Source organism: Leptospira haakeii (assembly GCF_002812045.1).
GTDB classification, from domain to species: Bacteria; Spirochaetota; Leptospiria; order Leptospirales; family Leptospiraceae; genus Leptospira_B; species Leptospira_B haakeii.
The window spans coordinates 12,914-38,381 of record NZ_NPEG01000016.1 but is presented as its reverse complement, the minus strand read 5'-3'; the positions used below and the strand labels follow the sequence as shown (position 1 = coordinate 38,381).

The 25,468-nt window shown below is 40.2% G+C and carries 27 protein-coding genes; 16 read left to right on the top strand and 11 right to left on the bottom strand.

Features of this window, described 5'->3' with window-relative positions:
• The first annotated feature begins 79 nt into the window (after window positions 1–79).
• The 3 genes from CH377_RS17400 to pyrF are packed head-to-tail and all read left to right on the top strand — an operon-like array spanning window position 80 to window position 2,607.
• The gene (locus tag CH377_RS17400) at window positions 80–946 is read left to right on the top strand and encodes an S-adenosylmethionine decarboxylase (protein ID WP_100725018.1); all 867 of its coding nucleotides are present in this window, start codon (window positions 80–82) and stop codon (window positions 944–946) included.
• Window positions 947–955: 9 nt separating this feature from the next.
• Window positions 956–1,798: a polyamine aminopropyltransferase gene (gene speE / locus CH377_RS17395; protein WP_100725017.1), complete on the top strand. Its 843-nt coding sequence runs from the start codon at window positions 956–958 to the stop codon at window positions 1,796–1,798.
• Complete coding sequence (gene pyrF, locus CH377_RS17390; protein WP_100725016.1) at window positions 1,798–2,607, top strand: orotidine-5'-phosphate decarboxylase; 810 nt, start codon at window positions 1,798–1,800, stop codon at window positions 2,605–2,607. The genes speE and pyrF overlap by 1 nt, the downstream gene beginning before the upstream one ends.
• A gap of 14 nt (window positions 2,608–2,621) precedes the next feature.
• Here pyrF and CH377_RS17385 read toward each other — a convergent pair whose 3' ends face one another.
• Window positions 2,622–3,878, bottom strand: a complete 1,257-nt coding sequence (locus CH377_RS17385; RefSeq protein WP_100725015.1) for a HAMP domain-containing protein — start codon at window positions 3,876–3,878, stop codon at window positions 2,622–2,624.
• Window positions 3,879–3,989: 111 nt separating this feature from the next.
• On the bottom strand, window positions 3,990–4,769 hold the full coding sequence (locus tag CH377_RS17380; protein ID WP_100725014.1) for a hypothetical protein: 780 nt from the start codon (window positions 4,767–4,769) through the stop codon (window positions 3,990–3,992).
• A 113-nt stretch (window positions 4,770–4,882) separates the two neighbouring features.
• Here CH377_RS17380 and CH377_RS17375 point away from each other — a divergent pair, with 113 nt between their 5' ends.
• The 7 genes from CH377_RS17375 to CH377_RS17345 all read left to right on the top strand — a co-directional run bounded on the left by CH377_RS17375 (window position 4,883) and on the right by CH377_RS17345 (window position 11,221).
• The gene (locus CH377_RS17375; protein WP_100725013.1) at window positions 4,883–5,329 is read left to right on the top strand and encodes a YqaA family protein; all 447 of its coding nucleotides are present in this window, start codon (window positions 4,883–4,885) and stop codon (window positions 5,327–5,329) included.
• A 160-nt stretch (window positions 5,330–5,489) separates the two neighbouring features.
• The gene (locus CH377_RS17370) at window positions 5,490–6,809 is read left to right on the top strand and encodes an NAD(P)/FAD-dependent oxidoreductase (protein WP_100725012.1); all 1,320 of its coding nucleotides are present in this window, start codon (window positions 5,490–5,492) and stop codon (window positions 6,807–6,809) included.
• On the top strand, window positions 6,800–7,582 hold the full coding sequence (locus tag CH377_RS17365) for a DUF1365 domain-containing protein (RefSeq protein WP_100725011.1): 783 nt from the start codon (window positions 6,800–6,802) through the stop codon (window positions 7,580–7,582). Before CH377_RS17370 ends, CH377_RS17365 begins: the two co-directional genes overlap by 10 nt.
• Window positions 7,569–8,864, top strand: a complete 1,296-nt coding sequence (locus CH377_RS17360) for an SAM-dependent methyltransferase (RefSeq protein ID WP_100725010.1) — start codon at window positions 7,569–7,571, stop codon at window positions 8,862–8,864. Before CH377_RS17365 ends, CH377_RS17360 begins: the two co-directional genes overlap by 14 nt.
• Window positions 8,861–9,343 (top strand): DUF2062 domain-containing protein, encoded by a 483-nt coding sequence (locus CH377_RS17355; RefSeq protein WP_100725009.1) that lies wholly within the window; start codon window positions 8,861–8,863, stop codon window positions 9,341–9,343. The genes CH377_RS17360 and CH377_RS17355 overlap by 4 nt, the downstream gene beginning before the upstream one ends.
• 24 nt (window positions 9,344–9,367) lie before the next feature.
• Window positions 9,368–10,159 carry a DUF1295 domain-containing protein gene (locus CH377_RS17350; RefSeq protein WP_100725008.1) on the top strand — a complete coding sequence of 264 codons (792 nt, stop codon included), beginning with the start codon at window positions 9,368–9,370 and terminating at the stop codon, window positions 10,157–10,159.
• A 30-nt stretch (window positions 10,160–10,189) separates the two neighbouring features.
• Complete coding sequence (locus CH377_RS17345) at window positions 10,190–11,221, top strand: SAM-dependent methyltransferase (protein WP_100725007.1); 1,032 nt, start codon at window positions 10,190–10,192, stop codon at window positions 11,219–11,221.
• A gap of 67 nt (window positions 11,222–11,288) precedes the next feature.
• On the opposite strand, the gene CH377_RS17340 is transcribed toward CH377_RS17345, so the two are convergent.
• Complete coding sequence (locus tag CH377_RS17340; RefSeq protein WP_100725006.1) at window positions 11,289–11,909, bottom strand: TetR/AcrR family transcriptional regulator; 621 nt, start codon at window positions 11,907–11,909, stop codon at window positions 11,289–11,291.
• 85 nt (window positions 11,910–11,994) lie between these two features.
• On the opposite strand from CH377_RS17340, the gene CH377_RS17335 reads away from it, so the two are divergent.
• A complete protein-coding gene (locus CH377_RS17335) occupies window positions 11,995–13,578 on the top strand; it encodes a phytoene desaturase family protein (protein ID WP_100725005.1) in 1,584 nt (527 codons plus the stop codon).
• 9 nt (window positions 13,579–13,587) lie between these two features.
• Window positions 13,588–14,343, top strand: a complete 756-nt coding sequence (locus tag CH377_RS17330) for an SGNH/GDSL hydrolase family protein (protein WP_100725004.1) — start codon at window positions 13,588–13,590, stop codon at window positions 14,341–14,343.
• A 137-nt stretch (window positions 14,344–14,480) separates the two neighbouring features.
• Here the strand turns inward: CH377_RS17330 and CH377_RS17325 are convergent, their stop codons facing one another.
• From CH377_RS17325 to CH377_RS17300, 6 genes are all read right to left on the bottom strand, one after another.
• Entirely contained in the window at window positions 14,481–15,236 is a 756-nt protein-coding gene (locus CH377_RS17325; RefSeq protein ID WP_100725003.1) for a hypothetical protein, read from the bottom strand.
• Window positions 15,237–15,285: 49 nt separating this feature from the next.
• Window positions 15,286–15,492, bottom strand: coding sequence for a hypothetical protein (locus tag CH377_RS17320; RefSeq protein WP_008589214.1), 207 nt, complete (start codon window positions 15,490–15,492; stop codon window positions 15,286–15,288).
• 78 nt (window positions 15,493–15,570) lie between these two features.
• Window positions 15,571–16,119, bottom strand: a complete 549-nt coding sequence (locus tag CH377_RS17315; protein ID WP_100725002.1) for a hypothetical protein — start codon at window positions 16,117–16,119, stop codon at window positions 15,571–15,573.
• Window positions 16,103–17,212, bottom strand: a complete 1,110-nt coding sequence (locus CH377_RS17310; RefSeq protein ID WP_100725001.1) for a KamA family radical SAM protein — start codon at window positions 17,210–17,212, stop codon at window positions 16,103–16,105. The genes CH377_RS17315 and CH377_RS17310 overlap by 17 nt, the downstream gene beginning before the upstream one ends.
• 273 nt (window positions 17,213–17,485) lie before the next feature.
• Window positions 17,486–17,806, bottom strand: coding sequence for a hypothetical protein (locus CH377_RS17305; protein ID WP_100725000.1), 321 nt, complete (start codon window positions 17,804–17,806; stop codon window positions 17,486–17,488).
• Between the two features lie 65 nt (window positions 17,807–17,871).
• Window positions 17,872–18,780 (bottom strand): phosphate ABC transporter substrate-binding protein, encoded by a 909-nt coding sequence (locus tag CH377_RS17300; protein WP_100724999.1) that lies wholly within the window; start codon window positions 18,778–18,780, stop codon window positions 17,872–17,874.
• A gap of 178 nt (window positions 18,781–18,958) precedes the next feature.
• Here CH377_RS17300 and efp point away from each other — a divergent pair, with 178 nt between their 5' ends.
• The 4 genes from efp (at window position 18,959) to CH377_RS17280 (ending at window position 21,481) form a co-directional block, all read left to right on the top strand.
• The gene (efp, locus tag CH377_RS17295; protein ID WP_086445659.1) at window positions 18,959–19,525 is read left to right on the top strand and encodes an elongation factor P; all 567 of its coding nucleotides are present in this window, start codon (window positions 18,959–18,961) and stop codon (window positions 19,523–19,525) included.
• A 95-nt stretch (window positions 19,526–19,620) separates the two neighbouring features.
• Complete coding sequence (locus CH377_RS17290) at window positions 19,621–20,154, top strand: 1,2-dihydroxy-3-keto-5-methylthiopentene dioxygenase (protein WP_100724998.1); 534 nt, start codon at window positions 19,621–19,623, stop codon at window positions 20,152–20,154.
• 3 nt (window positions 20,155–20,157) lie between these two features.
• Window positions 20,158–20,793 carry a methylthioribulose 1-phosphate dehydratase gene (gene mtnB / locus CH377_RS17285; protein WP_100724997.1) on the top strand — a complete coding sequence of 212 codons (636 nt, stop codon included), beginning with the start codon at window positions 20,158–20,160 and terminating at the stop codon, window positions 20,791–20,793.
• Between the two features lie 4 nt (window positions 20,794–20,797).
• Window positions 20,798–21,481, top strand: a complete 684-nt coding sequence (locus CH377_RS17280; RefSeq protein ID WP_100724996.1) for an SDR family NAD(P)-dependent oxidoreductase — start codon at window positions 20,798–20,800, stop codon at window positions 21,479–21,481.
• A gap of 2 nt (window positions 21,482–21,483) precedes the next feature.
• Here CH377_RS17280 and CH377_RS17275 read toward each other — a convergent pair whose 3' ends face one another.
• On the bottom strand, window positions 21,484–22,479 hold the full coding sequence (locus CH377_RS17275; protein WP_100724995.1) for an HD domain-containing phosphohydrolase: 996 nt from the start codon (window positions 22,477–22,479) through the stop codon (window positions 21,484–21,486).
• 19 nt (window positions 22,480–22,498) lie between these two features.
• On the bottom strand, window positions 22,499–25,468 hold the full coding sequence (locus CH377_RS17270; RefSeq protein ID WP_100724994.1) for an MHYT domain-containing protein: 2,970 nt from the start codon (window positions 25,466–25,468) through the stop codon (window positions 22,499–22,501).

Genomic DNA, 25,468 nt, shown 5'->3' with positions numbered 1-25,468 from the left:
TTGATAAAGACGAGTTCCCCTCTCCGGGAGGAAAGGGCGACTACACTTATTTTCAAACTTTAAGGAGAGGTATCAGAGTATGAGCCTAAAGATCCAAGACCAACTTAAAATAGTTAATCGTTTTTCTTATCTAAGAAACAGTATCGAAATCGCTACTACCGACAAGGGCGAAGCTTTCCTTTTCACTAAGGAAACTATCTCTGCCGGAGAGGTTGTAGCAGTTTGGGGAGGAAAAGCAGTTCATAAGAATGAACTCGCAGGACTTTCCGGACTTTCTTCTCCTCATAGAGTGCATAAGGACTTCTACTTAGTTTCTCCTTTGCATGATGATGGAATCGACTCTGTTCATTATATCCGCCAATCTGCGGATGCAAACTGTGGTTTTCAGGGGGATATTACTCTGGTTGCACTTCGTGATATCGAAGCTGGCCAAGAGATCACTTATCATCCTGCGATGAAAAACCCAGAACTTGCATGGGCTCGCAACGAAGAAGCTGAGATCGTTCGCAAACGTTTTAATGGAAGTTTCCCTACTTATATCCAATCCAAGATCGAATCCGATCCTGAATTGAAAGTATACGAGCCTTTCAAAGATGGAGCTTGGGGACTTTTAACTTCTATCGACCTGGAAAATTGTGATGCTGGCTTAATCCGCGACGCGGACGCTATCAAACAATACGTGATCGAGCTTTGTGATCTGATCGAGATGAAACGTTTCGGTGAGACCCAAGTAGTTTACTTCGGAGAAGACGATCGTGTAGCTGGATATTCCATGGTGCAGTTGATCGAGACTTCTTGTATTTCCGCTCACTTCGCAAACGATACCAATACTTCTTATATCGATATCTTCTCTTGTAAAGGATACGATCCTAAAGTTGCGGCTGAGTTTACTCGCAAATTTTTCAAAGGCGCTGCAATGCGTCTTACAGTAACAAACCGCTTCTAAGAGGTCATATTGGAACTTTGGCTGGACGAGACCCTCGAGTTACCTAACGGAAGGGCTCTCAAGATTAGAGTGAAGGAGTTCTTACATTCTCGTAAGACTCCTTTCCAAAAAATAGACGTATTCGAATCTCAAAGTTTCGGCAGAATGTTCACTCTGGACGGAGTGGTCATGATGACCGAGGCGGACGAGTTTGCGTATCATGAAATGATCGCTCATGTTCCTATGATGAGCCACCCGAATCCTGAGAAAGTTCTCGTGATTGGTGGTGGAGACGGTGGAACTGTTCGTGAGATTCTCAAACATCCTTCCGTAAAAGAAGTACATCTTTGTGAGATCGATAAGGGAGTCGTAGACGTATGTTACGAATATTTCCCTGAGATCGCAAATGCGATGAAAGACCCGAGAGTCGTTCATGCGTACGAAGATGGAGCAAAATACGTTCAGGATTATAAAGAATACTTTGACGTGATCTGCGTTGACTCTTCCGATCCTGTTGGCCCTGCAGAAGTTTTATTCAAAAGACCTTTCTATGAGACAATGGCTGCTTCCTTAAAACAAGGTGGTATCTGCACAAGTCAGGCGGAAAGTTTTTACTATCACGGAAAGATAATTAAGGAATTATTCCAATTCATTCCTCAGGTATTCGATCATTGTGGATATTATTTCACAGTAGTTCCTACATATCCTTCCGGGATCATCGGATTCACTTATTGTTCTAAAGGTCCGGATCCTTATAAGGTCCAACCAGATCCGAATCGAGTTCCTAAAGGATTAAAATATTACTCTGCCGAAATTCATAAGGCTGCGTTTACTCTTCCTCCGTTCGCGCAAGAGTACATCGTAAGGAAATAATGGATTTCTATTCCAAATTCGTAAAAAGAAGGGAGAAACTAAACTCCCTTCTTTGCGTTGGAATCGATCCTGATGTTTCTAAACTTCCTCCTTCCTTAGAAAAAGTCCCGGACAAACTCTACGTATTCTCCAAAGAGATCGTGGATGCTACTGCAGAGTATGCAGTAGCATATAAACCGAATATTGCGTTCTTCGAAGCGTTCGGTTCCAAAGGAATAGAGCAGTTCGAAAAGTTAATTTCTCATATCAAAACAAATCATCCTGAGATCCCGATCGTAGCAGATGCAAAACGGGGAGACTTAGATAATACCGCAAGACAGTACGCTAAGTTCTTTTTTAAAGAATTGGGAGTGGATTCACTTACTCTTTCTCCCTACATGGGATCGGATACGATCAAACCGTTTATTGAGGATGATTCCAGGATGGTATTCCTGCTTTGTTTGACCTCCAACCCGGATTCTGCGGAGCTCCAACAAAAAACATTCTCCGAAACTGGTAGGACCTTATATAGAGAAGTTGCTGCTTTGAGTGAAAAATTCCCTGCAAAAAATGTGGGACTTGTTGTAGGAGCCACTCATCCAAAAGAATTATTAGAAATCCGTAAAGCTCATCCGGATCGTATCTTCTTGATCCCAGGTTACGGGGCCCAAGGTGCTTCTTTAGAAGAAGTAATCGCAGTCTGCGGAAAAAATTCGCTTATCAATTCATCCAGAAGTATTATTTTCTCTTCTTCCCGCGCCGATTTTGCAGAAGCAGCAGGAAAAGCAGCAGCTTCCGTCTCTGAGAAAATGAAAAAGCTGCTAGCTTGAGATCCGTTTCGGAATTATAGAATACTTCGATATGTTTGCAAATCTCTTAATCCTTTGTGGATCAAATAGGGAAGTAGAAGAATCAAAAAGATGGAAGATGAAATTAAGATTAAAGCAATGACTGAAACAATGGAATGGATCATCCTACTATAAGATTCATAAGGATAACCTATTTCGTAGATCCTTCCTTCCGAATAGAATGTGTACCAAATAATATATACAGGTTTATTTTCCGGAAGAGAAAGTACTCTGTACATTCTTTTAGAAATAGGAAATAGATCGTCTCTATCCGAAGAATCCGACCGAGAAGTGTTGTTTTGATCTAAGCTGGAGATTAGATATAACACATCCTTTGGTAGAATATGATCTTTGCCTAATTTTAAATTTTCTCTTAGGTTCTCTATTTCTGTTTTTCTTGTTTCATCATAATGACTCTCGATCAGCACAAAGCTGATCCGAGCAACCACACAAAATAGGATTAGCACAGTAGCTAAAGAGACTCCGAGTATCTTGATCATAAAAGAAGAAGGTTCCGGGAAATAATTTAAATACAGGACCGTATAGAAGAAAAGTTGTAAACTTGTGACGGAAGTCAATATAAGTTGAAAATTGGAAAAAGAAAGATAACCCCATCCATAAAAAGTATAGGTAAGAGAGAATAATGCATGAAGGAGAATGGCCAGTCCGAAATTACGTGACATTCTCAATTCTCTTTTTTTCTCAACTATTGAATTTGTATTTGGCTCGAGAGAAATTTCCCTTCTTAAGTGTATATTTCGTCTTAGGATAACGATCAATATCCAAATAAACGTTAAAAAATGGATCGAGCCCATCGGAGCCGTGGACTCAGGTTCTTGAAATTCGAACATTTGGATACTGAAGTTATAAGAAACTTCAGAGTTGATATTCTTGAATACATAGAATAAAAATCCGAACATTCCCGCGAGAAATATCGCTAGTAATGTAATTCTAGATTCTTTTTTACGATCTATTCCAAAAAAGGAATATACAAAATATAAAAGTCCTAAGTTGGAGAATGAAGTATATAGCGCGATCAGGAAACAAGCAGGTTTGGATAGAGAAGGAAGGAATAAAGAAGTCCGGATCAGAAATCCGAAATTCAAAGCCAAAACAAACAATAGATAAGCTATTAGTATCCAGGCATGTCTTGTTTTACTTTTTAATTTTAATAAAGAGACTATCAGGAAAACGGTGAAAATTGTCCCTGAAATATAACCGATAGAATGGTAGGAAAACTGAAAGATGTCCATACGAAGCAAGCGATCATTGCTTGCTTCGTATTGTTTTTGGGTCTTTGTCTAGGGTAAAACGAAAAATTAAGTCGTTTTCCCATAAAATATAAGAAGAATTCTAAATCTGTCTTAAGGTTTATCTTCTGTAGGTTGAACTTCTTCTGTTTTAGAAGGATTAGGTTCTTCTTTTTTTACCTCTTCCTGTTTAGGGGCAGGCTCTTCTTCTTTCTGTTTTACGGGAGCTACTTGTTTGTTATCCGAAGAGGAAGCAGATCCGAAATAATAGCCGAATCCGAAGATCCCGGAACCTTCCCCGTAGATATACTTTTCTCCTAGGAAATGGCGGTTGATAGAGGCTCCTTCTAATTCTAAAAATAAAAAACTACGCTCGAAATTCATCCGGACACCGAGTTTACCGTAGGCTCTTAATGTAGATTGTTTTGCGCCTATGTCTGCGATACCAAATCCTGCGCCGATATAGGGATCGAATTTAGACCCAGGACGAAAATGGAATGTTGGCCCTAAATCTAAGAATGTTTTGGAAAATGTAATCTTATCGATCATTGACGCTCCGGCAAAGTAATATCCGAAATTATCGAAAGTTGGAGCGGAAAGTATCATTGCAGAGGACATTTCCGTAGAGCGGTCCGGAGGAATAAAATAACTGCTGCGATTGACTCCGATTTCGAAGCCAAAGTTTCTTGGATTGTATTCGAATCCCGCTCTATAAGTTTCAGATCTACCTGCAAGGCCGTATTGGTATTCTGCCTGTCCTGCTCCGATTCCTATCTTTGCTGTGAAAGGTGAGATTTGAGTGCCTTGTCCAATTAGAGTAAAAGGTTCTGCAAATAAAGAAAATGGAATAAGGGAGGAGATACAAACTACAAATAGGGATATTATTTTTTTCAAGGTTAGGCGCTCTTGTATTAAAATCGTCTTACATTACATATCCGATCTAAGGCCTAACAGGGTCATTTGAAATTGGATTTATACTGAAAAAAAACTGAGATTGGGAGAGCTTGTTGGAACTTTCAAAATTTTTGTCTGAACTCCTACAGGCCTATGCCGGTCCCGGTTTGGCCCTGATTTCTTTCGGGGCAGCTACACTGCTTCCTTTCAGTTCAGAGGCGGCACTTATGGGAGCGATCTGGTCCGGACTTTCTCCAGGTGAGGCGGTGTTTTGGGCTTCGATCGGAAACTGTGCTGCCTGCGCATTCAACTACTCGTTAGGCTATTGGTTCGGGAAAAAAATAGAGGCAAGGATCACCGAATCCAAAACCTACTCAGGCTGGGCGGAAAGAATGTCCAGATGGGGATATTGGGCACTGGGATTTTCGTTTCTACCATTTATAGGAGACCCGATCACTGTACTCTCCGGTTTTTTCCGCCAGAAGTTTTGGATCTTTGCCTTGGTGGTATTCTCACTTAGGATCTTAAGATATCTGGCTCTTGCGTTCGGATTCGGCTAATTTGTTTTACTAAAACTACCAATTCCCTTTTAATGGCCGAGCTTTGGAAAAATTTTTCCAAACTCAAAAGGTATAAGCCAAGTCTATAGAAAAGCCTTCTTGAGACCTATCTATAAGAGGGAATTCCAACAATATAAATCAGAAAGGAAGAAGGAAGTTTTTGAAAAAGAATTCTCCCCTCAAGAAGAAGTCCCCAAAGACCTCTAACCGAAAAAAGGAAAAACTTGCGATCGTAGGTTCTGGCGTTGCAGGAATGGGCTGCTCTTATTTTTTACGGGACCAATATGATATTACTGTTTTTGAAAAAGCAGACTACGTTGGTGGTCATACAAACACAGTATTCGTACCGGAAGAAGACAAAAAGATCCCTATAGATACCGGATTTATAGTATTCAATCATGTCACTTATCCGAATTTAAAACGTTTTTTCGAAAAATTGAATGTGCCTACAAAAAAGACCAGCATGTCATTCAGTGTACAACATGTTCCGGATAAACTAGAATTTTGTGGTTCAGGATTGAACGGCCTATTTGCTCAAAGAAAGAATATATTCAATTTTCGTTTTCTACGTTTGCTCTTGAATATAAATCGTTTCAATGATGAGTCACCTAAGATATTACAAGATCCAAAGTATAAAGACTATTCTCTGCATAGATATATAAAAGAAGAAGGGTATCATACTGATCTTTTGACATACTATCTTGTGCCAATGAGTTCTGCAGTTTGGTCTACTCCGGAAGATCTGATGTTGGAGTTCCCAGCTTATTCCTTGGTTCGTTTTTTCTTAAATCACGGATTTTTGGGACTAAACACCCAGCACCAATGGTATACCGTCGATGGTGGCTCTATTGAATATGTTAAAAGGCTGCTGTCGCCTAATAAAGATAGATTTCAAACTAGCTCACCAGTATTAGGTGTGGAAGTTACTCCAACTGGAAAAGCCAAACTTATCTTCAAAGGAAGAAGGTCCGAAATATTCGATAAGGTCATACTTGCCTGCCACGCAGACAGTTCCTTATCAATCTTAAAAAAGCCTACATCTCTACAGAAAGAATTATTATCTCAGTTTGAATACCAAGAGAACATAGCTACTTTGCATACGGACGATTCCGTAATGCCGAATACAAAAACTACTTGGTCTTCTTGGAATTATAGAATGGACCGGATCCAAGGTCAGATCCGGCCTCACACGATTTATTGGATGAACAGTTTGCAAGGAGTGTCCAAGAAGAAGGATTATTTTCTATCTATAGGAGACCCTGGGCTTGTGGATCCTAAAAAGATCTTGAAAAGGATCAAATACGAACATCCTCTTTTTCACGTTGGTTCTTTAAAAGCCCAAGGAAGATTATCCGAACTGAATCAAAAGGGACCTATCTATTTCTGCGGCAGTTATTTTAGATATGGATTCCATGAGGATGCTTTTTGGTCCGCTAAAGAATTATCAGAGACCTTACTCGGAAGGAAGGTATGGGACTAAATTCCAAAATAGTCGAAGCCAGGGTAATGCATGATCGTAAAATTCCTAAACCGAATAGGTTTAATTACGGGATTTTTACATTCCAACTCGACCTAGACGAACTTGATTTAGTAAACGATCGTTTATGGATGGTTGGAAATAATAAGTTTCGCGTATTTTCTTTTAAAGATAAGGATCATTTAAACTTCGGAAAAGAAGGTATAAAAGAAAATTTTTTAGAGTACTTAAAACAGGAAGGAGTCAAAGAGAAGGTAGAAAAGGTAACGCTAATCACCAACCTAAGAGTATTCGGCTACGTTTTTAACCCGGTATCATTTTATTTTGCCGAGGATAAGGGCGGAAATCCAATATGTGCCGTTGCGGAGGTTGGGAATACATTCGGAGAAATGAAGTTATACTTCCTTGGAAAAGGATCCTTTGATCAAAAAGGATTTAAAAAGAAAGAAGGGAAGTTCTTCTATGTTTCTCCATTTGTCAGTTTGGACTCAGAGTTCGAATTTCATTTAAATCCTCCCCAAGGTGGAAGGATAAACTTAAGGATAGACGCTTTCGAAAATGGAGAAAGGGTCATGGTGACAACTTATACCGGAAAGGTTTCGGATCTTACTGATCTAAATCTAATCTGGATGTTTGTAAAATATCCTTTTGTAACATTAAGGGTGATCGGACTCATCCATTGGCAGGCCTTACTTCTTTACCTGAAAAAACTTCCTTTCATTCGAAAGAACGAAGGATTAGACAAACAAAGAGGATTGCATCTTGGAAGGCGATAATATTGCAAAAGTAGAACCGTTGGAAAGTGCAGGTTCCGAGATCGGAACTTTAGGTTTTTATGAAAGGATCTTCTTCTCTGCATTATCAGGAATGCAAAGGGGATCTTTACGGATCCTTTTTCCGGACGGAGGGCAAAGATATTTAGGAAATCCGAATTCTTCCGATCCTGCGGAATTTCATCACGCGATTTTACAAGTGAAAGACAGAAAGTTTTTCAAAAAGCTTGTATTGTACGGCGATCTTGGGCTTGCAGAATCGTATATGGACGGCGACTGGGACACGGACGATATTCGTGCGATCATCTGTTGGTTCTTGCTAAATATAGAAAGTACTCCTTCTGTTAGCGGCTCTAGCAAAAATTTCATTCATCTTACGCTAATGAATTTAGGAAATCGACTTCTACATTTGTTCAGAAATAATTCAGTACGAGGAAGTAAAAAGAATATTTCCGAACATTACGATCTAGGAAATGATTTTTATAAAAAATTCTTAGATCCTACGATGACTTATTCTTGTGCCTACTTTACTGATAAGTCAAAATCTTTGGAAGATGCGCAGATTGCAAAGATAGAAAATCTTTGTAAAAAATTGAAACTCAAGGCTTCTGATCATCTTTTGGAGATAGGAACAGGCTGGGGTGCATTTTCTACCTATGCGGCTAAAAACTACGGATGCAAGGTGACTTCTTACACGATCTCGGAAGAACAATATAAATTTGCAAAAGCGAAAATTTCCGATATGGGCTTAGAGGATAAGATAGAGGTCCGACTGGAAGATTACAGAAAAGTGCAGGGCACTTATGATAAAATAGTGACTGTGGAAATGTTAGAAGCAGTCGGCCACGAATACTTCGAGGACTTCTTTGAAATGTGTCATAGAGTTTTGAAAAAGGACGGGCTTATGGCTCACCAGATCATTACTTGCCCGGATTCTAGATATGAGTCTTTTAGAAAGGGGGTGGATTTTATCCAAAAACATATTTTTCCTGGATCACTTTTGCCTTCTATTGCAAGGATCAATGAGGCGATTAATAAGACAGGTGATATGTTTTTACACGAGCTGGAAGATATAGGCCAATATTACGATCAAACTCTCATGTCTTGGCATAAGGGGTTCGAAGAAAATCTTTCAGCCATCAGAAGTATGGGTTATGATGAATCCTTTTTACGCAAGTGGAGATATTATTTTTCGTATTGCGCTGCAGCCTTCCATATGAGAAATATCAGCGTGGTGCAGGTAGTGTATACCAGGCCGAATAATCTCGGATTGGACTCCCAGTGACAAAATTAGAAAACCAAGAATCAAAACCTTCCTTTTTAGCTAAAACTAAAGAAAGGATCTTAGAAGAATTAAAAACCGGGACCAGTCCTGAAAAGATTGCATTATCCTTAGCGATTGGTGGAGCAATCGGGATTTTCCCCTTGATCGGGACTACAATGGCATTATGTGCTTTCTTAGGTTTTGTCTTAAGGCTGAACCCTGTCTCCATACAGATCGCAAATTATGCAATGTATCCATTTCAAGTTTTTCTAATTATTCCTTTTTTAAAATTAGGTGCCTATTTGTTGGATAAGGAACTTGATCTGACTTGGGCGTATAAACTTGTAGAAGGAGATAGTTCTCAAGTATGGGACGGTCTTTCTCATTCCGCAGGATATGCCGTTCTTGGTTGGACCTGTATGGTACCTATCCCTGCGGGAATTTCCTATTTTCTATTATTAATCCTGGTTAAAAAAGCAAACCAGATCGTTCACAAATAAATCCATATATATCGGAGCATTCTAATGTACGAAAAGGCCGTGTCTTTAATGTTCAGCGCCTGGGTGGTCATATTCTTTTTGATGAGTCTTCTTTGGTTGATTGGGAAGTTGATCAAAAACTATTCGATCGTAGATGTGGGATGGGGGCTTTGTATTTCCACGGTTGCGATCGTATATTTTATATTGGGCGATGCTTTTTCGGTACGAAAAGCTATCTTCGCTTTTATGGCAACGGTTTGGGGATGGAGACTTTCTTATTTTATATTCACTACTAGAGTTTTAACAGGACATGAGGATGCAAGATATACTGAATTTCGTAAAGAATACGGGGATCAGGTAGATCGAAAATTTTTCACCAATGTATTTCAATTCCAAGGAGTTCTTGGAACGATCTTAAGTCTTCCTTTTCTTTTTCCTGCTCTGAATCCTTCTATCCAAACACATCCATTGGAAGTGATAGGTCTTTGCGTTTTCGCAATTGGACTTTGGGGGGAATCAGTTGCAGATTTTCAATTAGCGGAATTCAAATTAGATCCGGCGAATAAAGGAAAAGTTTGTGATGCTGGACTATGGAAATATAGTAGACATCCAAATTATTTTTTTGAATGGGTGATTTGGATTTCTTTCGGTTTGGTTTCTCTTGCCTCTCCTTGGGGATGGATTGGCCTTATCTCTCCATTAGTTATGTTTATTCTCTTAACTAAGATCACCGGTATTCCCTTGAATGAGATAGGGCAATTAAAGTCCAAAGGAAATCTATATTTGGAATATAAATCCAGGACTAGTGCCTTCTTCCCTTGGTTTCCCAAAAAGTAGTTCTAAAATAGAATATAGGAAAACTTAAAAATGAGCCTGATCTATACTCTAATGGAAAAAGATGTTTTCCCGGATTGGTTAATTCGATTCAGAATACGCCAGCTTTTGCGTCTCAGACTTCGCACGGAAGATAAAGGCAATTTGGAAAAAAATCAGGAACATCTGATCCAATATGTAAATTCCTTAAAACTATCTCCCATTGCAATTGATACTCATGCTGCAAATGAGCAACATTATGAAGTCCCTTCTTCTTTTTTCAAATTGGTGATGGGAAAATATATGAAGTACAGTTCGGGTTACTGGACTTCTCCCGAAGTTGGAATAGACGAATCTGAAAGGGCAATGTTGGATTTGACTTGCAAAAGAGCTGAACTAGAAAACGGGATGAATGTTTTAGACTTGGGCTGCGGCTGGGGATCTCTTTCTCTTTATGTAGCGGAGAAGTATCCGAAATGCAAAGTAACAGGGGTTTCCAACTCCAAAAGCCAAAAGAAGTTCATAGATTCAGAGGCAAAGAAAAGAGGTTTAAAAAACCTGAATATTATAACCGCCGATATGAACGTATTTAAGACGAATCTTAAGTTCGATCGTATCATCTCTATTGAAATGTTAGAGCATATGAAAAACTACGAAGTTTTATTCGGAAAGTTGGCGAGTTTTTTAAAACCGAAAGGAAAATTTTTCGTACATATATTCACACATAAAAAATTCGCTTATCCTTTTGATATTGTTGATGATACGGATTGGATGGCAAAATATTTTTTTACGGGTGGGCAGATGCCTTCTCACGATCTCTTCTTATATTTCCAAAAGGATTTTCAGATCCGTAATCAATGGGTTGTAAACGGTAATAATTACGCTCTTACGTCAGAAGCTTGGCTTTCCAATATGTATAAGAATAAAAAGGAAGTCTTACAAATTTTGGGAGAGACCTACGGTAAAGAACAAGCAGTGAAATGGTTTATTTATTGGAAAACTTTTTTCATGGCATGTGCAGAACTTTGGAAATACAAAAAAGGGGAAGAATGGATTGTCTCACATTATCTTTTCGATAAAAGATAAGAAGAATTGTAGATCTGAATTTTCCCTTATAGGTTGGTTGCACAGGCTCAAGGAGATAATCCTCGAATTAAGCTTTCAATCCGGTGTATAAGAACTGGATTAAATCCTTAGTGATCTTTCTTGCCTGTTTTGTCTCGATAGATCTAAACATCATCTGTTGACCTGACAATAGTACTGCGACTCCATGAGCCATAGTCCAAGCAGAGGTGGCTGCTTTTTCTGCATTTCCTTCAGGGATCAATCCTGCTTTTTGGCAATCCTTGATGATATCCACGATGATCTGAAACGTTTCGTCTTCTGTTTCGATCAGAGAATCGTATTTGAGATGGCTTTCTATCTGGTTTCCATACATGATCCGAAATAGATCAGGATTTTCTAATGCAAATTCCACATAAGAAACCCCAGATTCCCTAAATAAAAGCAAAGGTTTCTTTTTATATTTTGCTCTCAGTCTCTTTTGTCTTTCCGCTAAAATTTTAAATCCTTCCTCTGCGATATCAGCGTATAAGGATTCTAAATCTGGATAATGTCTATAAGGTGCGGATTGGCTGACTCCTGCCAAGGTCGCGGCTTTTCTGAGGCTTAAGGCCTTATAACCTTCTTCTTTTAAGATCTTTATGGAGGCATCCAATAAGGCTCTTTTTAGGTCTCCGTGGTGGTATGAATTTTTTTCTTGGGGATTTTTCATGTTGACATGTATTACATTAAAGGGTGAAATTATAAAACTGAATGTGTTCAGTGTTCACATTGAATGCGAATAAGAGGTTTTGTCAATGAATATTGATCAAGTAGGAAACGAATTCGATATTATATTTATAGGTTCCGGAATGGGGAGCCTAACCACAGCAAGTCTTTTGGCCCAATCTGCCGGTAAGAAAGTTCTGGTTTTGGAAAAACATTTTCAACCGGGCGGCTTTACTCATGAATTTCAAAGAAAGCAGGGAAAATACCATTGGGATGTGGGAATTCACTATGTAGGTGATATGCACGAAGGTGGACTTTGTAAGAAGATCTCGGATAAGATCACTCGCGGCCAACTCGTTTGGAAAAGAATGCCAGATCCTTTCGAACGTTTGGTTTTTCCTTCCCGAAAATTCGATATCTATGGAGATCCGGAAAAGTTCAGATCGGATCTAATCAATGCATTTCCTGAAGAAGAGGAAGCAATCGAAAGATATTTAAAGGATATTAGAAAAATTTCGGTTCTTTTCGGAAAAGCAATCATGATGAGACTTTCTCCTCCTCCTTTGGATTCTCTTATTGGAATCTTGGGAGAAGGAAATGTAGTAACTCTCAAGGATTATTTCGATAAAAATTTCAAGAGCGAAGACTTGAAGGGGATTTTAGCCGCCCAATGGGGAGATTATGGTCTTCCTCCTTCTAAAGTTGCTTTTGCGATGCATGCTACACTCGTGCAGCATTATATTAACGGAGGCTATTATCCGGTAGGTGGCGCCGGTAAAATTTTCGATACGATAGAACCGATCCTTCAAGAAAATGGTGGTGCTGTCCTATCTTCTGTTGAAGCAAAAGAAATCCTGATCAAGGATGGAAAGGCAATAGGGGTTAAGGCGAAAGCGCTAAGAGGAGAAGGGCATGAGCGGGACTTTTTCGCTCCGGTGGTGATCTCATGCGCGGGAGCTTATCCTACTTATACAAAATTGATCCCTGATTCATTTCCGATATCTTTCAGAAAGGATTTAAAAGATTTTTATAATAGAGAAAAAATGACTACAAGCATTTGCCTCTATCTTGGCCTTTCCGAGAGCCCTGCAAAATTCGGATTTAGTGGGGAAAACTATTGGATCTTCTCTTCTCCTGATCATGATAAGAATTTTTCCGAAAGAAATGATTGGCTTTCTGAAAGTGATGAGATACCGAATCTATATCTTTCTTTCCCGAGTTTAAAAAATCCGGAAGCTAAGTCTCATACTATGGATGTGATCACATTCACAGATTATGCTAATTTTGCAGAATGGAAAGACGAACCTTGGAAGAAGAGGGGAGAAGAATATAAAGATTTCAAGGAAAGGATCATTAATCGAATCCTGACCACATTGGAGTCCAGATTTCCAGGTCTTACTAAGTTAGTCGAATTTGCGGAACTTTCTACTCCGATCACGAATGAACATTTTACTTCTCACCCGGACGGTGCAATCTATGGTTTGGCCTGTGTGCCGGAAAGATATAAGAAGGAAAAAAGTCCTTGGTTTGACGTAAGAACTCCGGTTGAAGGTTTATATTTAACCGGTGCGGATGCTGCTTCTCCGGGAATTGCGGGTGCGATGATGGGAGGCTTAGCCGCTGCTCTGGCAGTGACCGGCAACGCAAATCTACTGAGAGAATTAAGAAATTAGAAAATTCTAATGAAAGAGGTCCCATTTTATACTACGAGCCTTCTCTTATCGCCTCTGCTTTTATGGCAGGGGTTGAAGGCTCGTAAAACGATCCCTCGTTTGCCGGAAGCTTCTGGCCCTGACTTCGGGGAATTTCCTGGTTCTAACCCATTCTATCTTTTGGTTTTGGGAGAATCTACCGTTGCAGGTGTAGGAATTCCAGATTATAAAAGTTCTCTGACTGGCCAAATTGCTTCTGCTCTTAAAAACAAGAGTGGAAGAAAGATCTTTTGGAAAGCGATCGGACAAAGTGGGATCACTTTAGAAGAGGCAAAGGAGAAGTTTGGATCTCGTTTGCCTGAATCTTTTCCGGATGCGATCGTTCTTGCTTTAGGTGCGAATGATGTAGTAAAATTGAACTCCCAGAAAAAATGGTCTTCCGATCTACAGGATATGATTGATCTTTGTAGGGCAAAATATCCGAACACTCCAGTATTTATTGCAGGAGTTCCACCACTTGGTATTTTCCCAGCCTTGCCTAAGACTATGAGATTTGTTTTAGGTTGGAAGGCTAGGCTTTTGGACCAGGCTTCTTCCTATCTTTCCACGAAATTAGAAAATGTATTTCATATTCCGATGAGAAAGATCGGATCCATTGCTCCGGAAGGGATCTTTTGTTCGGATGGATTTCATCCTTCCATAGAAGGTTGTTCTATTTGGGGTGAAGAAATTGCAGACTCGATCTTGGCTGTTGCCGTAAAGAATTTTTCTAAGAAAAATTTGTAGGAGCTCCTACAAGATTATCCGAAGAATATCGATTGTAAGAATAATGTTTTTGTGATATTAGAGATCCCGGACGGTCCCACGGGCCACTCCCCCCTCCCAAAGCAGGGTGGGGGCGGTTTTTCAAAAACAACCAGATCTCAATAGTTCAGTTTTAGAATTCGGATCTCTTTTTCTTCGAAGCGGAGAGTTTCTTTGAGTTGGTTGAATCTTTCCACGGAGAAAGGGGATTCTGGAGAACGTAGTTCCTTTTTCAATTTTAGAACTTCTTCATATAGTTCGAGCAGTTCCAAAGTGTTTCCTTTGGCTTCTTTTGAATAAAGCGCACGAAACATTGGCCCGATTCTGGAAGGGATATCCGAGTTTACTATCTCTGCGATCCCAAGATCTTCGATATGTCGGAACATCCAATTTTGGAGATAGACTGTTAGTAGTCTTTCCATCCGGACTACGTCTTCCTTAGTATTGCGAGGAACAATACCTTTATAGAATCTATAACGTTTTCTTAAATATTTGCTTGCGGTGTTTCCGTCGATAGGCTCTGATTTAAGTTTATCCCATTCTTCTTTGATGACTGGAAAATATTCTGAACCGAAGTATGGTTCGCCCAATTCGCAGATATGGATAGCTCCTGGGTCGTAACTTCGCATCCTAGTACGGAACCCGTCCCAGTCTGCAGCCAGTAAGTTTACCTGTCCCTGGCTTTGGAGAGGCTCCATTGCTCGATTGATCTCTCGGATAAAATTTCCTTTGAGTTGATCGGAAGGATCTGCAAGTACCAGGAAGTTGAAGTCGGAGGATTCGTCTCCTTCTCCTCTTTGTCTGGAACCGAAAAATATGAGTTCGAATGGTTTTAGGGAGGAGACGCTGGATAGATTTTCTTTAATTCGTTCCATGGCTTTTGAATCGCTTTGGTCTCTGCTCTTAGGACTATTAGAAGATATACTATTCGAAAAACAAACGCATCCTGGAAAGGTTTTCCAAAATGGCTTTGTAGGCCCGATCTCTATCTTCCGGATCTCCGAAGGGAAGCGATTTTACGTGATTGAAGTCATGGTAGGTGATCTCTATCGAGTTTGCCGCCATGTTCTTTTTGATGGAGGAGATATAGTCTAGATTAATGACCTCGGTATCCCCCAATTTTAACCACATTCTATCTTATCCTCGGGATCTCTTCTCCCCGCCGGATAACATACTTTCCGGATCAAAATCGGTCAAGAAAATACACTTTTAAAACGCTTTTATTCCCCGGCTTACGAATTCGTGGAATTCTTTTCCTAATTCCGCGGTGCCTAGTCCTTTTTTGTTTTCCAACTGGGTTTCAAACACGAATATAAACGCTTCTTTTTGCCACTCCCAACGGACGTAACATTTTTCCGCTCCGGATCCTTTGACGCAGCCTGAAAATACCGTGGCCCTGGAATTTTCCCCGATTGGGAAATATTGGAATTGTCTGGAATTGAATTTTGACTGGTCTGTTTCGGATACCAATTGTCTGAAATCGTTGGAATTATCCTCAGTGTAAGAAGAGGCCCGGAAACTTTCGAAACTGGAATTCGTGTCGGATATTTTACATTCGTAAAATAGTCCCCTGGCGAATAATCTTCCTGAGTTAAGTAAAACGGAATGTCCGCCTGTATAATATACTACATCGTAATTGAGTCGAAGTGCCGACGGATTTTCAGCTACGACCGAGGTCGGATTTTCCTGATGGCTTTTGCATTCTGAGATGGCCAAGGTGGCTAAGAGTAGAATGGCAATTCTAAAAACCGATCTCATACAGATCTCCTTTATAATTTCGGAATACATAAGAAGAAGTTTTGGTCTCTTCCAAATAGTTCGCAGGTAGAGGTACTTTTCCTCCTCCACCAGTTAGATCCACTACATATAGTGGAACACTTAGTCCGCTGATACTTCCCCGGATCTGTTTCATGAGTTCCACACCTTCTTCTATAGGGACCCTAAAATGAGAAGATCCGAATACCTCGTCGCATTGGTGCAAATAATACGGTTTGATCCCGATTTTGGTCAGTCCGTAGAATAAATCTGTCAAAGCTTCTACAGAATTATTGATCCCTTTCAAAAGTACAGCCTGGTTTAGGACAGTAACTGCACCTTCTTTCACGAGCATCCCGATCCTTTCTTTTACCAGCTCAGTAAGCTCTTTGGAATGATTGAAATGTGTTACCAGATAGATCGGAAAATGTTTTTTGAGCACCTGACAGAGTTCCGACGTAATCCTCATAGGAAGTGTAACAGGGTATCTCGTATGAATACGAACCTGATTGATATGTGGAATAGATTTTAATTCGCCTAGTAGATAATCCAGTTTGGAATCAGAAAGATTTAAAGGATCTCCTCCTGAGAGGATCACTTCTTTAATTTCTGTATGTTCTCGAAAATAACGTAATGCATCTTTCCAGTCTTCAATACCTGGAGTTCCCGCAGATTGAGATACCTTTCTTTTTCTAGTGCAGAATCTACAATAGACTGCACATACATGAGATAAATACCAAAGTGCTCTATCCGGATAACGATGTGTTACTCCTTTAACCGGCATATAGGATTCTTCTGCCAACGGATCTCTTCTATCCCAGGCTCTAGTATGTAGCTCTTCCTTTCTTGGTAAGACCTGTAATCTGATAGGGCAGTTTGGATCTTCAGGATCTGCGAGATTCAAATAATAAGGAGTAGCGGAGAAGCTGAACACTTCTGAGCAAGCGAGCAATGCTTCTTTTTCCTCGGAACTTATGTGGATATAATTTCCCAGTTCGGATCCATCTTTGATCCGATTTTGGATTTGCCATTTCCAATCCAACCATTCCGGCTCGGAAACAGTCTTTTGTTTTAAATGTGAGGAAACGAGTTCCAAGAAGCCCTCTTACTGATGGATTCTCATGCCTGCAATTCCAGTCAACCGAGTATCCGTATAAAAAAGAAGGAAACCAAACATAGGTTTCCATTCGAGTCGTTTATTTATATAACCTCGAGGAGAATGCCCATCTATTAAAGTTGGAGACTTAGGAGAAGGATGAGCTAGATTTCCCGTTTTCTATTTTTGCCGAAGCGGAATTTTTGCCCGAAACCGCACTTCATGCTTTTTACGGGGAAAAGTTCTCCCGAGGACTTACAGAATGAAAACCGGTCAGACCGGAGGGGGAAGGAAAAGATAACGATATGCTAGGGCGTGAAAGTAAAAATTGCGACCTGAATCATTCGGAAGAAGACTACTTTTTGATCCGGATGCTGTCTGAGAGAATTTGGTGATTAATCCTATGACTGCATCATCTGCACTCATTGAGAATAAGGAAGGAAGTCCTTGGTCATCACCATCTCTAAAAGATTGGGTTCTTGATTTTTTTTGGAAGGAATAACTTTTGGCGGTACTATAATCTCTGGCCACGACCTCACTGAAGAGGGCGAGTACCATGAATAAGATCAGAGGTAAAAGCCAAAGCCGCTTCATATCTATCTAAACTTAGACGGAACAAAACGGCTTTCGCAACCTTTTTTCGGAAAGAAAATCGGAATTTATGGCTTGGTCGCTTCTACTTCTACTGTACTTAAAGTACTTCTTAAATAGCCACTTTTCAGCACCATAGTCTGTCCTTCTTCCGAAGTGATATAAGTAATGAACTCATCAATTTTTTTACCTCTGTCGGAGAGATAAAATAGGTACAATCCTCTAGAGAGTTTGTATTTTCTTTCGGAAACGTTTTGGATGCTCGGCTCCACAAAAGGATCTTTTCCGGTTTTGGAATAAGGAACCGCTTTTACTTTTCCTTTGTTCTGGATCTGCGCGCTTCCCATTCCCATAAATCCGACGGAGGCAATATCTTTCTCGATCAGATCTGCCATTTCATCATTATCCGCAACTACCTTGGAATCATTCGTAAATTCTTTCTTCTTAAAAGTTTGGTATTCTTTTTCTCCCAAGTCTCTCTGTCTTAAAATGTGAGTTTCGAAGTAAGCCGCAGTTCCGCTCTTATCATTTCGAAGGACTACATGGATCGGTCCGGGCTTTCCGCCTACTTGAGACCAATCTTTTATATCTCCGGAGAATATTTTGGAGATCTGTTCTAAGGTAAGTTTAGAAACAGAGTTTGCTGGATTCACTACTACAGCGATCCCATCATAACCGATCAGCACATTTTCGAATCTCCCTTTTCTTTCGAACTGGGTTTGTTCTTCCGGAGTTAATGGTCTGGAAGAAGCGGCTATATCCGTCTTGCCATCGAATAATTTTTCAATCCCTTCAAAGGAACCTCCTCCTTGGACGGTCACTTCTACATTAGAATTCTTCTTAGCATATCCAGCTGCTACCACGTTCAGCAAAGTGTGCATGGTTTCGGAGCCTGTAATCAGTAAGGGTTCTTTTTTACAATTGGCAACCGTTAGGACGGTAAACAGAAGGAGTAAGAGCGTTAATTTTTGTTTCATCGAGTCTTTGGTTCTCCGGAAATCTTTTCCAAAAGGGGATTCTCCTCTTATAAGGGTAAAAGTCGAACGGATTTTGGTCCTGAAATATTACAATTAACGAGAGAGCCGGAGTACATCGCTTGACACCCGGCCTTCCCGCAAGGATATAGAAGTAGCGTATTTTTTATTTAGGTCGTTTATGAACTTAGGCATCACTGAAGTTAGAAAAGGAATGGTTCTCAAAGTAGAAGGAGAACTTTATTCCGTTGTAAAAAGCGAATTCGTGAATCCGGGAAAAGGTTCTGCCTTTATCCGCACAAAATTAAAGAACTTGGTCCGCAGTAGCTCTATCGAAAGGACCTTCAAGGCTGCGGAAAAATTAGAGTCCGTAGAATTGGAAAAGAGACAGATGACTATCTGTTACTCCGAGGGTGATGATATCATCTTCATGGACACTAACGATTTCGAGCAACTTCCGGTTTCCAAAGAATACTTAGAGGATATCCTACCATTCTTAAAAGAGGAAACTGCTATGGAAGTTTCTTTCTATGAAGGTAAACCAATCGGAGTGACTCCTCCAAACTTTGCAATCCTCCAAGTAACTTATGCAGAAGAAGGTCTCAAAGGTGATACCTCTGGAACCGCTCTCAAAAGAGTAACTGTAGAAACTGGCGGAGAGATTAACGTACCTATTTTTATCAAACAAGGTGATTCTATCCGGATCGACTTGAGAGATCTTACCTATGTGGAGAGGGTCAATAAATAAGGTTTTATAAAGCGGCCTTCCAAACATAAAGGGCCGCGACTGCCGCTTGAGGGTGCGGAGCTAAAAAAAGGGACACCACCTAAAGGAGGACGCGAATGGCGACTATTATCCAAAAACCGGGACTACCGGAAATCAAAGACAACACTGAAGTTAAATCTTTTCTAAATAAAAGAGGGATCGAGTACGATCATTGGCCGGTTCCTAACGCCTCTAATTCTCTTACGGATAAATTAACTCTTGTAGATGATGAGAAAGAAGCTCTTCTCAAAAATTTAGACAATCGTTTCGAGACATTAAAAGAGAAAGAAGGTTATCAATCTAGAGACCTGATCGTTCTTCATCCGCAAGTTCCCGGCTTGAACGAGATGTTAGCCAAATTTGATAAAGTACATTATCATACTGACGACGAAGTTCGTTATATCGTGGACGGCTCCGGTATTTTCGGATTTGCACTTGCAGGCGAAAAGTTTCTAGTAAGAGTAGAGAAGGATGACTTCATCTCCGTTCCTAAGAATACAAATCACTGGTTCACTCTAGACGAGAATAAAAGGATCAAAGCAGTCCGTTATTTCCAAGACATGAGTGGCTGGGTCCCTAATTACGTAGAAGAAACTACGGCTCTAGTTTAAAAAATGTCCCAGAAAAAGATCCTGACCCGCCTTGCGGAGTCAGGAGTACTATATCATTCTAAAGGATGGATGCCTGGAACTGCCGGAAATCTTTCCATCAAAGACGAAAAAAATCCTAATATATTCTGGGTAAGTGGAAGCGGTTTGGATAAAAACAAACTGACTCGAAAAGATTTTCTTCCTGTAGAAATAGAATCCGGAAAAGTATTAGAAGGTTGGAAAGGAAGAGAAGGTCTGAAACCTTCTGCCGAAACTTCTATTCACAGAGCAGTTTATAAAGCATTTCCTGAAATGGGATGTTCTCTTCATGTCCATACTCCTGAATCCAATCTGATCGAGATAGGGGTTTCTAAAGAGAATCCAATCGAGGATCTTCCACTTCTTCCTTTAGAGATCATAAAAGCATTCGGTATTTGGGATGAGAACCCTAACGTTTCCGTTCCTGTTCTATACAATTATCCGAAAGTGCAGGATATCTCAGATCATTTGGAACAACATCTCACCCAGGCAAAACCCAGAGTTCCATTCTGCGTTATAGAAAAACATGGGATCACTGTTTGGGGAAAAGATCTGATCCAGGCAAATCGTCATCTGGAAGCTGCGGATTTTTTATTAAAAGTGCGGGCGATGTCCAAGTAAGAACATGGAACCCAAAAACATCCTGGTAGTCGGGGCCGGATCCGGGATCGGCAAATCTTTATTAGAAAAACTGAATGCAAATCCTGGATATTTTCCGATCGGGATCTCCAGACGCGGAGTCCCTTTGGAAAAAGGTTTAGAAAAAGGGCTAAATTATCTCTGTGATCTGGGAGAACAGAACCAGATCCTCAAATTTACGTCTTCACTTTTGCAGTATTGGAAAGAGATCCATGCAATCTATTTTGCTTCCGGGGACGGGTTATTCTTAAAGATAGAAGATCTAGAATGGGAAGATCTCCAAAAACATCTTACCCTAAATTTAAGCGCTCCTATTTTACTAACTTCTAAACTTCTGCCTTCTATGAAAAATGGATCGTTTCTATGTTATATTTCTTCTACTGCAGGGAAGTTTGGATTTCCTGAATCTTCTCCTTATTGTGCTTCTAAACATGGTTTGGCCGGTTTCGCAAAAGCAATCCGAGAAGAGGTAAAGGATCGTGGGATAAGAGTGACTACAGTATACGCAGGAGCAATTGACACTCCAATCTGGGATGGCAGAGAAGGATTTAAAAGAGAAGATATGATACCGGCGACGGATGCTGCGATCTTTCTAGAAAATTTATACTCTCTTCCTGCAAGTTTCAACCAAGACGAGATACTTTTTCTTCCACCTAAGGGTGTGCTTTGAATCTAGGTTTCCGCCCAGCGTTCTCTGATCGCTAAAAGGTCAGGCATCAGATTTAAGAAAACCGGAACAAGTCCTGGATCAAAATGAGATCCGGCACCTTTTCTAATATGATTAACTGCGTCCTCTATACTCCAGGCTTTTTTATACGGTCTTTCCGTGGTAAGTGCATCAAATACATCAGCGATCGTTACTATCCTTGCTTCGACCGGAATGTCGTCTCCTTTGATCCCGTTTGGATAACCGCTTCCATCCCATTTTTCGTGGTGGTTCAAAGCGATACTTTTTGCCATTTGCAAAAGAGAAGAATCATGATCTCCGATGATCTCCGCTCCTATAGTGGGATGGGTTTTCATGATATCCCATTCTTCCGGATCTAGTTTACCAGGTTTTTGTAATATACTATCCGGGATCCCTATTTTACCAATATCGTGCATAGGCGAGGCATGCAAAATTTTATCCGCAGTATCCTGAGAATAACCTAAGGCCTTCGCTAAGGTTCGAGAATAATGGCTCATTCTGATCACATGAAGGCCGGTTTCGTTGTCCTTATATTCCGCTGCCAGTCCCAATCTTTGGATGATCTGTAATCTGGTTTCTTTTAGCTCTTCGTTTCTAACCAAAGAAAGATGCGTTTTCACTCTCGCTTTAACGATTGCAGGACTTACAGGTTTCGTAATATAATCCACGGCCCCGGCTTCGAAACCGTCTGCCTCATCTTCTTCTTCCGCCATTGCTGTCACGAAAATCACAGGTATTCTTGAAGTGGAAGTTTCGGTTCTGAGTTTTTTACAGGTTTCATGCCCAGTCATTCCAGGCATCATCACATCTAAAAGAATAAGATTCGGCTTTTCGGAAATCGCTAATTCTAGGGCCTTGATCCCGTCTTTTGCGAAAAAAAGTCTATAATCTTCTTGTAATATTTGTTTGAGTACTTGCAGGTTTGCTGCTTCATCGTCTACGACCAAAATTTTAGGTCTATCATCAAGTAGATGGCTCATTCTATTTTCCGAAATCCGTTTATAATTCGAGTTGGGTAATGAATTTTTTGAGAAGAGTATATGCCTCTTCGAATTCGAATTGTTCTATTTTAGAACGAAAAGATTTAAAATCGGAATTTTCCACTTTTGTTCGGATCAGATCCGAAAATTCTTCTAAGTAGTCTTCTTCTATCGAACCTCTTTGGAAAGAGTCGGATAGTTCTTTTGCTAGAAGGGAGGCTTTTTTAGGATCCCATTCTACTTCTTCTTGTCCGGAAGGATCAATTTCCGGATTTTCGATCATTTCAAAATGACCGATTACTCTTGCGATCTCAGCTATCATCTGATCCATCTCCACAGGTTTAGAGACGAATCCATCCATCCCGGCCGCAGTCGCCGCATTTTTATCTTCTTCAAAAACGCTTGCGGTCAATGCTAAAATAGGGGTCCTGGAAACATTTTCTTGCATCTCATGCATTCGGATCACCCTAGTAGCTTGGCGACCATCCAATCCGGGCATTTGTATATCCATTAGAACCAAATCGAAAGATCCGGTCGTGACTTTTTTTACCGCGTCTTCACCGTTATACGACGATTCTACCTGATGCCCAAGGTTTTGGAGAAGAAGACTTACTAGTTCCGTATTTTTTTCTACATCATCCACAACTAGGATCTTTAAAGCCGGAAGTTTGATCCCTGTTTTTATTTGGTTTTCTTGTCTAGGTTTTCCTAGTTCTAAAGGAAGAAGAACATGGAACGTACTTCCTTTTCTGAGCGTACTCTCCGCCCAGATCTTTCCTCCCATCAATTCTGTTAATTGTTTACAGATTGTGGTTCCTAATCCTGTTCCACCAAAACGTCTTGTTGTAGAAATATCCGCCTGCGTGAATGGTTCGAAAATTTTCTCAAGTCGATCCGCTTGGATCCCTATCCCAGTATCTTGGACTGCAAAATGAAGTTTTCCATCTTCTCTGGTAACTTTTAAACTAACCTTTCCATTATCCGTGAATTTGACCGCATTGCCGATTAAGTTCATCAATATCTGTCTAATCCGTAAAGAATCTCCCTTATAAAATTCAGGAAGATCTGGACCTTGTATCACTTCAAATTCTAAATTTTTCTTTCGAGTGCTGATACCCAAAGTGGATTTTAATTCTGCGATCAATTTGAAAAGGGAGAAGTCCATTTCTTCTAATTCAACCGCTCCTTTTTCTAATTTAGCGGTGTTTAAGATATCATTCAAAAGTCTTAATAAAGATTTTGCTGAACTTTTTACGGTTTCTAAATGGGTTCTATGATTTTTTTCTAATTCGTCGGAAAGAAGAACTTCAGTAAATCCTAAGATAGCGTTCATTGGAGTTCTGATCTCATGACTCATATTCGCTAAGAAAGAAGTTTTAGTGATCGCAGCAAGTTCTGCTTTTTCTTTCTCTTTGCGTAATGCTTCTTCTATCATTCTTCTTTCAGTGATATCTAGAATAACTCCGTCGATAAAGATTGCTTCTCCATTTCCACCATAAACTCCGCATCCATTATCCCAAAGCCATCGGGTCTCTCCATTTTGGTGGATAATTCTATACTCTAAAGTAAATGCTCTTTTTCCTGCAACTGCAGAATCAACTATGGACTCTACCATTTTAATATCTTCAGGATGCACAATATCTTTGAAAGATCGTACAGATTCTGCGCTTATAAAATCTTGGACAGGATAACCGGTGATTGATTCGGAAGCATCACTCATGAATAACATATTCCAGTCATTATTTGGAAGACATCTATAAGTGATCCCAGGAATATTTTCAATCAAGGAGCGCACTTGCTGTTCACTCTGTTTTAAAGCGTTCTCTATCATTTTTCTGTCACTGATATCAGTAACAAAACCAACGAATAGATCTTCGCCAGCGAGTTTCCCATGTCCAATTGCCAGACGTATTGGGAAGTCGGAACCATCTTTTCTGATACCTATAACTTCTCTACTGCTTCCGATAATTTTAGCAAAACCTGCACTTAACATGGTCTCTGAATTTTTATCTCTTACTGTGTAATACGGATCAGGCATCAACTCTCTGATATTTTTTCCGATCACTTCTTTGTTTGTGTAGCCGAAAATCAGTTCTGCGGAGCGGTTGAATTCTCTGATCCTACCTTGAGAGTCCATTGTGATTACACCATCCACTGCGGTGGTGATTATCGTCCTAAGTCTGGATTCACTTATCCTTAAATCGTTTACTAGGTCACGATATCTTAAGAACCAGTTAACCGCGAATGCGAATAGAGTGAATGCAATCGTTATCAAAGAAACTGAAAGTGCAAGAAAGGTAGAATCCGCGGTTTGAGGAGTGGGGGTGGTCTCTTCTCCAATAAATCTAGCAGCTGCCATTCCAGTATAATGCATTCCAGAAATAGCAGATCCCATGGTTACTGAAGAAATAATAGAAGGCCAGAGAGTCCCTAATTTCAAATTTTCTAAACCGAATCTTACCCAAAGAGATAAAATTGCAAGTACCACTGCCACTATAATGGACAATGCGAAGAACCAAGGATCATAACGTAAGTATGGGGCGGTTTCTACCGCGCCCATACCAGTATAATGCATTGCTCCAATCCCAGAGCCTACAAGTACTCCGCCTAATATTAGTTCGGTGCTTGAAATTTTAGGTCTGTTCACGAAAGAAAGCGCGACGGTAGAAGCAAGAAGGCTAGGAAATATAGATAAGATTGTTAGGCTTTTATCATATTGAACGGTCGTGCATAGTTCAAAGGAAAGCATTCCGATAAAGTGCATGGACCAAACTCCACAACCTAAGGCCAAGCTTGCTGCGGAAGAAATTAAATACTTTGTAATTGGTGGAGAAGATTCCGGAACCTTCTGTCCTACAATCTGAAGAGCGATATAAGATGCAAATATCGCCATCAAAACCGAAAGAACTACCAGCCAAGGATTGTACGTAGCCGTAAGAAGTTTTACGGAAGAATCATAAATGAAAAAATTATCTAAAAATGCGATCAC

Coding starts and splice junctions, on each gene's coding strand:
- CH377_RS17400 (WP_100725018.1), top strand. CDS start 80: ATGAGCCTAAAGATCCAAGACCAACTTAAAATAGTTAATCGTTTTTCT.
- CH377_RS17290 (WP_100724998.1), top strand. CDS start 19,621: ATGGCGACTATTATCCAAAAACCGGGACTACCGGAAATCAAAGACAAC.
- CH377_RS17275 (WP_100724995.1), bottom strand. CDS start 22,479: ATGAGCCATCTACTTGATGATAGACCTAAAATTTTGGTCGTAGACGAT.
- pyrF (WP_100725016.1), top strand. CDS start 1,798: ATGGATTTCTATTCCAAATTCGTAAAAAGAAGGGAGAAACTAAACTCC.
- CH377_RS17340 (WP_100725006.1), bottom strand. CDS start 11,909: ATGAAAAATCCCCAAGAAAAAAATTCATACCACCACGGAGACCTAAAA.
- CH377_RS17335 (WP_100725005.1), top strand. CDS start 11,995: ATGAATATTGATCAAGTAGGAAACGAATTCGATATTATATTTATAGGT.
- efp (WP_086445659.1), top strand. CDS start 18,959: ATGAACTTAGGCATCACTGAAGTTAGAAAAGGAATGGTTCTCAAAGTA.
- CH377_RS17300 (WP_100724999.1), bottom strand. CDS start 18,780: ATGAAACAAAAATTAACGCTCTTACTCCTTCTGTTTACCGTCCTAACG.
- CH377_RS17305 (WP_100725000.1), bottom strand. CDS start 17,806: ATGAAGCGGCTTTGGCTTTTACCTCTGATCTTATTCATGGTACTCGCC.
- CH377_RS17330 (WP_100725004.1), top strand. CDS start 13,588: ATGAAAGAGGTCCCATTTTATACTACGAGCCTTCTCTTATCGCCTCTG.
- CH377_RS17365 (WP_100725011.1), top strand. CDS start 6,800: ATGGGACTAAATTCCAAAATAGTCGAAGCCAGGGTAATGCATGATCGT.
- CH377_RS17320 (WP_008589214.1), bottom strand. CDS start 15,492: ATGTGGTTAAAATTGGGGGATACCGAGGTCATTAATCTAGACTATATC.
- mtnB (WP_100724997.1), top strand. CDS start 20,158: ATGTCCCAGAAAAAGATCCTGACCCGCCTTGCGGAGTCAGGAGTACTA.
- CH377_RS17315 (WP_100725002.1), bottom strand. CDS start 16,119: ATGAGATCGGTTTTTAGAATTGCCATTCTACTCTTAGCCACCTTGGCC.
- CH377_RS17350 (WP_100725008.1), top strand. CDS start 9,368: ATGTACGAAAAGGCCGTGTCTTTAATGTTCAGCGCCTGGGTGGTCATA.
- CH377_RS17345 (WP_100725007.1), top strand. CDS start 10,190: ATGAGCCTGATCTATACTCTAATGGAAAAAGATGTTTTCCCGGATTGG.
- CH377_RS17280 (WP_100724996.1), top strand. CDS start 20,798: ATGGAACCCAAAAACATCCTGGTAGTCGGGGCCGGATCCGGGATCGGC.
- CH377_RS17385 (WP_100725015.1), bottom strand. CDS start 3,878: ATGGACATCTTTCAGTTTTCCTACCATTCTATCGGTTATATTTCAGGG.
- CH377_RS17325 (WP_100725003.1), bottom strand. CDS start 15,236: ATGGAACGAATTAAAGAAAATCTATCCAGCGTCTCCTCCCTAAAACCA.